The organism is Bacillus paramobilis, assembly GCF_038096195.1.
In the GTDB taxonomy this organism is placed as follows: Bacteria; Bacillota; Bacilli; order Bacillales; family Bacillaceae_G; genus Bacillus_A; species Bacillus_A mobilis.
Window position 1 is genome coordinate 4,995,001 of record NZ_CP151108.1, and the last position, 10,000, is coordinate 5,005,000.

Annotated in this window: 6 protein-coding genes, 2 rRNA genes and 1 pseudogene (1 of these 9 cut by a window edge); 6 read left to right on the top strand and 3 right to left on the bottom strand. The window is 37.6% G+C overall.

Annotated elements, in window-relative coordinates; all coding sequences use genetic code 11:
* Nucleotides 1-7 precede the first annotated feature (7 nt).
* Nucleotides 8-1,939, top strand: coding sequence for a glycosyltransferase (locus tag AABL52_RS25450; protein ID WP_341518676.1), 1,932 nt, complete (start codon nt 8-10; stop codon nt 1,937-1,939).
* A 65-nt stretch (nt 1,940-2,004) separates the two neighbouring features.
* Nucleotides 2,005-2,781 carry a class I SAM-dependent methyltransferase gene (locus AABL52_RS25455; protein WP_341518677.1) on the top strand — a complete coding sequence of 259 codons (777 nt, stop codon included), beginning with the start codon at nt 2,005-2,007 and terminating at the stop codon, nt 2,779-2,781.
* 40 nt (nt 2,782-2,821) lie between these two features.
* Here the strand turns inward: AABL52_RS25455 and AABL52_RS25460 are convergent, their stop codons facing one another.
* Nucleotides 2,822-3,766 carry an NAD-dependent epimerase/dehydratase family protein gene (locus AABL52_RS25460; RefSeq protein ID WP_341519750.1) on the bottom strand — a complete coding sequence of 315 codons (945 nt, stop codon included), beginning with the start codon at nt 3,764-3,766 and terminating at the stop codon, nt 2,822-2,824.
* A 271-nt stretch (nt 3,767-4,037) separates the two neighbouring features.
* Here AABL52_RS25460 and AABL52_RS25465 point away from each other — a divergent pair, with 271 nt between their 5' ends.
* From AABL52_RS25465 to AABL52_RS25480, 4 genes and pseudogenes are all read left to right on the top strand, one after another.
* The gene (locus tag AABL52_RS25465; protein ID WP_341518678.1) at nt 4,038-4,832 is read left to right on the top strand and encodes a sulfotransferase family 2 domain-containing protein; all 795 of its coding nucleotides are present in this window, start codon (nt 4,038-4,040) and stop codon (nt 4,830-4,832) included.
* A 204-nt stretch (nt 4,833-5,036) separates the two neighbouring features.
* A complete protein-coding gene (locus tag AABL52_RS25470; protein ID WP_341518679.1) occupies nt 5,037-5,759 on the top strand; it encodes a class I SAM-dependent methyltransferase in 723 nt (240 codons plus the stop codon).
* A 26-nt stretch (nt 5,760-5,785) separates the two neighbouring features.
* A pseudogene (locus AABL52_RS25475) lies at nt 5,786-6,660 on the top strand (class I SAM-dependent methyltransferase).
* Between the two features lie 206 nt (nt 6,661-6,866).
* Nucleotides 6,867-7,943, top strand: coding sequence for a glycoside hydrolase family 99-like domain-containing protein (locus AABL52_RS25480; protein WP_341518680.1), 1,077 nt, complete (start codon nt 6,867-6,869; stop codon nt 7,941-7,943).
* A 14-nt stretch (nt 7,944-7,957) separates the two neighbouring features.
* Here AABL52_RS25480 and rrf read toward each other — a convergent pair.
* Both rrf and AABL52_RS25490 read right to left on the bottom strand, forming a co-directional pair.
* Nucleotides 7,958-8,073: ribosomal RNA gene (rrf, locus tag AABL52_RS25485) — 5S ribosomal RNA — on the bottom strand.
* Between the two features lie 48 nt (nt 8,074-8,121).
* Nucleotides 8,122-10,000: ribosomal RNA gene (locus AABL52_RS25490) — 23S ribosomal RNA — on the bottom strand (it continues 1,043 nt past the right edge of the window).

Genomic DNA, 10,000 nt, shown 5'->3' on the forward strand with positions numbered 1-10,000 from the left:
TTATGAAATGCATGTTAATAAAAAGATCATTTATGTATCCCATGATGCCCATTTCCACGGAGCGCAGCTGCTTTCTTTACATACTATTAAAGCTCTTAAAGAAAACTTTAACTACTCTGTCGCAATTATTTCTATTGGAACGGGCATTTTAATCCACGATTTTCAAAAGTATGGTCCTGTTTATTGCCTAGAGGAAAACTACCCAACGGAAGAAAAGGTCGAATTGTTAATAAAAAAGTTATTATTACAAGACTATACCATCGCTATATGTAGTACCGTCATAAGTGGGGATATAGTTGCATTACTAGCTAAACACAATATAAAAGTTATTTCATTAATACATGAATTGCCGCATTTAATACAACAGTACTCTGCCGAAGGAAAAGCGAGAAATATTGCCGATTCTGCTTACAAAATAGTCTTCCCTTCACAATACGTATATGAAAAATTCCGTACACTCACTCAATTAGACCATCAAAAATGCCACATTCTCCCTCAAGGCTTGTTTAACCACAATCCTTATAAGAACAATATTGCAAAAGCTAGAAGCGAATTACGAAAAAAACACAACTTGCCTCTAGATAGCAAAATCATTTTAGGAGTAGGTTTCGCTGATCATCGAAAAGGGATAGATTTATTCTCACTTATTGCTTACTCAGTAAGAAAGGTTCATAAGAATATTCATTTTATCTGGGTTGGGAGAACGGATGTTCACTTTTTAAACACGCTATCCCCAAGATATACAGCACATTTCACATTAGTGGACCCTACTCCAGATATCGGTTTATATAACGCCGGAGCTGATTTATATTTATTAACTTCAAGAGAAGATCCTTTTCCCAACGTTGTTTTAGAAGCATTAGATACGAAAGTCCCTGTTATAGGGTTTAAAAACGCTGGAGGTTTTGAAGATGTTGTTACGGAACAAACTGGCGCATTAGTAGACTATTTAAACTTACCGATGATGCTGGAAAGAATATATGAATTTATTGGAGATGAAGATTTACGATTCCAAAAAGGTAGCTTTGGCCAAGAACTTATTGAAAAAGATTTCAACTTTCTTCATTACATTTATCAATTATTAAACCTGCTTGAACATAATTATAAAAAAATAAGCGTCATTGTACCGAACTATAATTACGAAAAACACTTACCTGACCGAATTAAATCCATATTCAGCCAAACCTATCCCCTTTACGAACTAATTTTCCTAGACGATGCCTCTACTGACAATAGTGTATCTATATTTGAAAAGCTGCTCTCAAACGAAAATAAGCCCCACCTAAAAGTTCAGCAAATTATTAATGATAAAAACTCTGGTTCTGTATTTAAACAATGGATAAAAGGCGTCTCTGCAGCAACTGGTGATTACATTTGGATTGCAGAGGCTGATGACTTATGTGATCAGACATTTTTAGAAGAAGTAATACAAGGGTTTCAGATAAATAGTGATGTTACCTTAGGTTACACACAATCAAAACAAATAGATGAACAGGGAAATATCCTGGCCAATCATTATTTGGATTACACAAATGATATTGATAAAGAAAAATGGCAGCGTCCTTATTTCCGAAAAGGAATAGATGAAATACAAGATACGTTACTTATCAAAAATACGATACCTAATGTCTCAAGTGTAGTTTTTAAAAACATAGACACGAAAACAATAGCAAAACAATTAGAAAAGTTTAAAGTAGCTGGTGATTGGTTTTTCTATGTTTCTATCCTTAAAGAGGGGGACATTTATTTCAATCCAAAGCCGCTAAACTATCATAGACGACATACAAATAGCGTAACGAGAACAGAAGATTCCTATTCCCATTACAGTGAAGTTGTACAAATGCAGAATTTCATTAAAGAAACCTTTACTATCGACGACATTTCAAAAAAGAAAATGTACACATATAGAAAGTACCTTAAAGTATATTTGAAGATTTAATGATATATTTCCCTCACCATTAGTATCTCTTGTAAGACGTTACTATCATTTAAGGGGGTTACTCTTTGAAAGAATTTATAGAGGCAAATAAAGATTTGATTTCTCAAATGGCACACGACTACAATGTAAATGCAAGCATCCATCCAGAGGATCACATCTTTCAATTCCTTGTCACGAATCCAGTCTTTCCATCTAAAAAAGAAGCGATAGATTATTATTTTAAAGATGGAAGAAAATCAGCAGAAACACTCCTAGATTTAATTACTTCCTTTTATCCTCCTGTAAATACTCCAATTCAATTATTAGAATTCGCATCCGGATATGGCTGCGTAACACGTCATTTATTAAATCAGCAAACGAACTTAAGTATAACTACTTGTGATATACACGAAGAAGCTATTACTTTTATTGAAGGCACATTAAATACTTCATCTATCTTATCTCACCCTGAACCAGCACAAGTAAAATTAGCCTCGTCTGCGTATGATATTGTTTTTTGTCTATCCTTTTTTTCTCATATGCCTGATACAACCTGGTTTCGTTGGCTTCAAACATTGTATAATGCTGTTTCTCCTGGCGGCTTATTCATTTTCACAACTCATGGTTATCAAAGTAAAAAGTACTTCAGCTTTCCCGATTTAAATGAACAGGGTTATTGGTTTCTCCCCTCTAGCGAACAACTGGATTTAGATGTTCATCAATACGGGCAAACGATCGTTAGCCCCTCTTACGTATGTGACAAAATTAAATTATTACCTTATAACCCTATTATCAAAAAATACACTGAAGGTTTTTGGTGGGAACATCAAGACCTTTGGGTAATACAAAAAGAAATAAAATAATAAACCACGCTCTACTTATACAGAAGTAGGGCATGGCTTATTATTTTTTACTATATAAGAACTCTTCAATCCATAGCTTATTTAATCTAATTCCACTTTTGAAATCTATTTTCGGTTCCCAATTACATTCTCGTCTTACTCTATCTATATTTAAAATGATTTTTTGAACATTTTCTTGCTTTTGTTTATAGCAGATAATATCCACTTTTCTTTCCGTTAATTTCTCCAATTCTACTATAATTCGTTTTAAAGAGAGACCCTTGCCGCTCCCTATGTTATACACACAAGATTTCAAGCGATTTAATTGTGATAGTTGTATAGTGATTTCAACTAAATCATCGATATAAATATAATCTCTAACAATCTCTTGTGGATTCCCATATATATTAATTTTTTCATGACTGAGATGCTGATACAAAAAACAATTTATTGCTCCAACTTTCTTTAAAGGATTTTGATATTTCCCATACGGATTAGAATATCTACATACAACATAGTCAATTCCATATTTTTTCTTATAAAAGTACAAGTAATTTTCAAGCGACACTTTTGTTATTCCGTAAGGAGAAAGTGGCTTTAATGGATGTTTCTCATCTATAGGTAAATATTCAGGTTCACCATACACGGTGCCCCCAGAAGATGCTAATACAATTCGTTTAATAGGAAAGTTTTTAACACTTTCCATGAAATTAAGAAAAAAAAAGCTACTGTTCATATCTCCAAAAACATCTTCAATTGAAGTTGCTACATTAGACGTTGCAGCTAAATAAATAATAATATCCACGTTCACTAAAGCTTTATATATATCTTCCACATTCGCTAAATCACCTTTAATAAACTCAACCTCACTTATAATATTTTGAGGAAAATTATTTATATGTCTAGAAAATACTTTTACATTTTGACCTTGTTTTAATAAACCTAACGCGAGGTTAATACCAATGAAACTATTTCCACCTACTATTAAATAATTATTCTTCCTCATAGTATCCTCTCTAGTAATAAGATTTTTGCCTATCACACCTAGAAATACAAATAAATGAACTTGGTCACTTCTATTATTCATTCTCTTATAATTGTATGCCCCTTATAAATTTTCATTATCTTTATTTTATATTTTCCTTTTAGAATTACTACCTTATTTAAGCTAACCGCAAAAAAGCACTCATAATATTTACTCATTCCTATGAATATATTGGATTAGTAAAAGCTTCCCCTCTCCATAAATAAAATTTTCAAAAAGGAGCACTACATTTATGAAGAATGTAAATCAAGAGCTTTTAAATCAGGTGATCCTACATAAAGATCGAATCCCACATTTCCATAAAGACTTTCCCCTTATACTATTCTGGAGCCATAGAAGCGGATGCACTACTTTAGCTAATTGGTTCTTTTTTCAAGTTGGATTGTTTAATGAAGCAAAAAAATACCATGACTTTATTCATTACTATGAATTCTGGGTGTATAAAAACAACACCACCTACATACCAGAGTTACAAAATGGGCTTCTAACAGCAAAAAAAGATGTTTGTAAACTTGTGCGAAATCCCTATACAAGGGCTGTCAGCTCATTTTTATTACTTGCTGACAATCCATATGCTAGCCCTCAATGGGAAAGCATCCGCCATTATTTGTATAATGATAAATATAGTAACCGAGGAATATCATTTAAACAATTTCTATATTACGTTCGAGCATTCGGTTCCAATTCCCTAGCAATGGATATACATTTTAGCCAGCAATACGTTCCAGGTGAAGAAAAATTCATCCAATACTATATTCCTTTAGAAGATTTTAATACTCAAATCACCAAACTAGAACATACGTACGATTTAGTTAAATCCAATTTAGCGCTACTTACAAATTCAGATCATCATCGCGCTCATAAAATGCTTTATACAGGAAGCTATGCAGAGCTCAGCATTACGGATGCCGCCTTCCCTCGCTTTCCGACATATGAAAGTTTTTATGATGAAGAGACCATGGCATTAGTTACAGAAATATATGCACAAGACTTTGAAATGTATCCGTACACAAAAGGGATATTTTAAATCGATACATTCTTCAATGAATAAAAGCGAATGTATCGCATAGCATAAAGTGAAACTTTAATTAGCGTGGGGTTCTCCCCCGCTAATTATTCCCTTCTATCAATCTTGCCTTTATAGATTTCTTAATTTTCACCCATCCTCTTTGCTTTCGCTAATTGTTGATGGGTGTGTCATATGCATTTTTTTACACAGGAGTGATGTCATGTGGAAGGTAATTTGAAGCACAATAATGGATATTGCGTTATTTGTGAGAAGAAAGCTACATTTATAGAGCATAATGATTGGCTTAGAGATCACTACTTATGCTCTACATGCCACTCTATACCAAGGCAGCGAGCTCTAATCCATGCTTTAAATACATTTTTTCCAAAATGGGGTTCCTATCATATCCACGAATCCTCTCCTGGAGGGATTACAACTCAACTACTAATAAAAAACTGCAAAAACTATACATACTCTCAATACTTTAAAAACTATCCTCTTGGCCAATACTTTCAAGGGATTAGATGCGAGAACTTAGAAGACATGACTTTTCAAAATGAATCTTTTGATTTATTCATTACTCAAGATGTCTTTGAACATGTAATGGAACCAAACAAAGCCTTTAAAGAAATAGAGCGTGTATTAAAGCCTGGCGGCGCTCATGTTTTTACCGTCCCTTGGTATCACACACTCCCAAAGACCTTGCAAAGAGCAAGAATCAATAGGGAAGGAATTGAGTATATTGAAGAACCAATTTATCACGGAAATCCTATTGATGAAAATGGGTCTTTAGTAACATTTGATTGGGGCCAAGATATGATTGAATATATTTATACACATGCAAATATGTATACCATTATTTATTTACAAAAGGATAGACCCCTGGGGTTAGATGCTGAATTTCTACATGTTTTTATTAGTAAAAAACACGAAAATGATTTTTAGGCACTATATAATTTGGAGGTTAACAAATGAATAACTTTAAGTTAGGAAGTGATTTTGATAACCTTGTTAGCCCGCTTTCTGATGTTGAACTTCTTAATCTATTTATACAAAGTTGCTCACAAACAAAGATAAATGGCATCCCAGAGTACCTATGTTCCCTTCCGAAGAAATCCAACAACAGTTTGTAGGTGTTTCCTATGAACATGCTCTTTATGAAGCATATTTGTTTTATAGCCTTGTAAAAACATATGCCCATAATTTAGGCGTTCCCTTGAATAAAGAACGGAAAATTTTAGACTTTGGTTGCGGATGGGGAAGAATCATACGCTTCTTTTTCAAAGATGTTCGCCATAAAAATTTACTTGGTATTGATGTAGATCCTGCGATGATTAACCTTTGTAACGAAACATTAGGAAGAGGCAGATATAAAATAGCTCCCCCACAACCTCCTGTAGAATTTATTAATGACAATTCATTAGACATCATATTCACTTATTCTGTATTTTTACATTTATCCGAAGAAACTGCAGAAAATTGGGTAAAGGAATTTTCAAGAATTCTTCGTCCAGGTGGCATCTTCATCGACACAACACAAGCACGCTATTTTCTCGATTTCTGTCAACAATTTAAGGAACACCCTGAATTAATTCAAACGGGATGGCATAAAACTTTATCTCAAGCTTTTCCAGATATAAATCGTGCCATCTCAGATTATGAAAGCGGAAATTTTGTCCACAGCCCTACAGGAGCTGGAGACGTTAGAAATAGTAGCTTCTACGTGGAAACCGTTATACCTAAAACTTATATTAAAAATCACTATGAGAAGTATTTAAAGCTACGGAACTTTTTTGATGATGCAAACAGATTACCCCAAGCTCTATTTGTTCTCCAAAAAGATTAACTCTTTTCACTCATGGTAATGCACATGATTTCATAATGAAAAGAGTTATTTATCTCATCCATATCGAGCAAACTGTAAAAATGAATTCATTGTGGAGCATACAAAAACAGTAAGTAAATAACATATCTCGCGCTTTAAACTGAATCCCAAAAATCAAAAGTAAGTTCCCACCACTTGAACTACGAAGAACATAAGGGGGATATATCTTGAAAATAATTGCTTTTTACTTACCACAGTTTCATCAAATAAAAGAAAATGACCGATGGTGGGGAAAAGGTTTTACTGAATGGACAAATACTAAAAGTGCACGACCTTTATTTTCAGGACATTATCAACCTAGAGAACCTTATCAAGATTTTTATTATGACTTAACCACCCCATCCGTAAGAAAGTGGCAAGCAGAAATCGCCAAAGCACACGGTATATATGGTTTTTGTTATTACCATTACTGGTTTAAAGGAAAGAGGCTATTGGAGACACCCTTTAATGAGGTACTTCAGATGAAGGAACCAGATTTTCCATTTTGCCTTTCTTGGGCAAATGAACCGTGGACAAAAACTTGGGATGGTCTTGATAGTCACATATTAATTCCTCAAGATTACGGAGAATTATCAGATTGGAAAGAACACTTCGAGTATTTATTACAAGCTTTCCAAGATGAGAGGTATATCCGTATAGATGATAAACCACTATTCATTATTTATCGCCCTGGGCATATTCCTGATTGTGAGCAAATGCTAAATTACTGGGATACACTCGCACAAGAACATGGTTTGAAAGGTATATACTTTGTAGAAACATTAAACAGCTTTCCACTTCCTAATATAAATGGATTCGATGCTAGCATTCAATTCGAACCTTTTTATACAATTGCTCATGATAGCTCTTCAGACATAAATAAAATAATATATGAATCTGGTAAACAAATAAACGCTTGGGATTATGATAAAGTGTGGATGTATATACTAAAGCGATCTCCTCCAAAGAAAAAAACATTTCCCGGTGCCTTTGTGGACTGGGACAACACAGCACGCCGCAAAGACTTAAATAGCAGCATCTTTGTAGGCTCTACTCCTGAGAAGTTCATAATATATTTAAGCAAGCAAATTCACCGTACGTTCTCCCTTTATGATAGCGAGTTTTTATTTATTAATGCTTGGAATGAATGGGCAGAAGGTACTTACTTAGAACCAGATAAAAAGCATGGATTCGCCTATTTAGAAGGAGTTAAGCAGGCAATTAACAGAGGTATGAAAACATACAAAAAAGACGAGTCATACTGACTCGTCTTAAAGTTGCTTGGCGACGTCCTACTCTCACAGGGACAAGGTCCCAACTACCATCGGCGCTAGAGAGCTTAACTTCCGTGTTCGGTATGGGAACGGGTGTGACCTCTCTGCCATCATCACCAAACTATGAAGGCATATTCCTTCAAAACTAGATAACATTGCTACATATTATATGGTTAAGTCCTCGATCTATTAGTATTCGTCAGCTCCACATGTCACCATGCTTCCACCTCGAACCTATCAACCTGATCATCTTTCAGGGATCTTACTAGCTTACGCTATGGGAAATCTCATCTTGAGGGGGGCTTCATGCTTAGATGCTTTCAGCACTTATCCCTTCCGCACATAGCTACCCAGCTATGCCCTTGGCAGAACAACTGGTACACCAGCGGTGCGTCCATCCCGGTCCTCTCGTACTAAGGACAGCTCCTCTCAAATTTCCTACGCCCACGACGGATAGGGACCGAACTGTCTCACGACGTTCTGAACCCAGCTCGCGTACCGCTTTAATGGGCGAACAGCCCAACCCTTGGGACCGACTACAGCCCCAGGATGCGATGAGCCGACATCGAGGTGCCAAACCTCCCCGTCGATGTGGACTCTTGGGGGAGATAAGCCTGTTATCCCCGGGGTAGCTTTTATCCGTTGAGCGATGGCCCTTCCATGCGGAACCACCGGATCACTAAGCCCGACTTTCGTCCCTGCTCGACTTGTAGGTCTCGCAGTCAAGCTCCCTTATGCCTTTGCACTCTACGAATGATTTCCAACCATTCTGAGGGAACCTTTGGGCGCCTCCGTTACACTTTAGGAGGCGACCGCCCCAGTCAAACTGCCCACCTGACACTGTCTCCCGGGTCGATAAGACCCGTAGGTTAGAATTTCAATACAGTCAGGGCGGTATCCCACCAGCGCCTCCACCGAAGCTAGCGCTCCGGTTTCAATGGCTCCCGCCTATCCTGTACAAACTGTACCAAAATTCAATATCAGGCTACAGTAAAGCTCCACGGGGTCTTTCCGTCCTGTCGCGGGTAACCTGCATCTTCACAGGTACTATAATTTCACCGAGTCTCTGGTTGAGACAGTGCCCAAATCGTTACACCTTTCGTGCGGGTCGGAACTTACCCGACAAGGAATTTCGCTACCTTAGGACCGTTATAGTTACGGCCGCCGTTTACTGGGGCTTCAGTTCAGAGCTTCGCTTACGCTAACCCCTCTCCTTAACCTTCCAGCACCGGGCAGGTGTCACCCCCTATACTTCGCCTTACGGCTTCGCAGAGAGCTGTGTTTTTGCTAAACAGTCGCTTGGGCCTATTCACTGCGGCTTTCCGTTAAGAAAGCACCCCTTCTCCCGAAGTTACGGGGTCATTTTGCCGAGTTCCTTAACCAGAGTTCTCTCGCACACCTTAGGATTCTCTCCTCGCCTACCTGTGTCGGTTTGCGGTACAGGCACCTTTTATCTCGCTAGAAGCTTTTCTTGGCAGCGGGGAATCAAAGACTTCGCTCCATAAGGAGCTTCCCCATCACAGCTCAGCCTTCACGATAAGCGGATTTGCCTACTTATCAGCCTAACTGCTTGGACGTGCACAACCAATCGCACGCTTCTTCTATCCTTCTGCGTCCCTCCATTGCTCAAACGATAAAGAGGTGGTACAGGAATATCAACCTGTTGTCCATCGCCTACGCCTGTCGGCCTCGGCTTAGGTCCTGACTAACCCTGAGCGGACGAGCCTTCCTCAGGAAACCTTAGGCATTCGGTGGACGGGATTCTCACCCGTCTTTCGCTACTCATACCGGCATTCTCACTTCTAAGCGCTCCACCAGTCCTTCCGGTCTGACTTCACTGCACTTAGAACGCTCCCCTACCACTGATACCATTGGTATCAATTCGCAGCTTCGGTGGTGTATTTAGCCCCGGTACATTTTCGGCGCAGAGTCACTCGACTAGTGAGCTATTACGCACTCTTTAAATGGTGGCTGCTTCTAAGCCAACATCCTAGTTGTCTAAGCAACTCCACATCCTTTTCCACTTAATACACACTTTGGGACCTTAG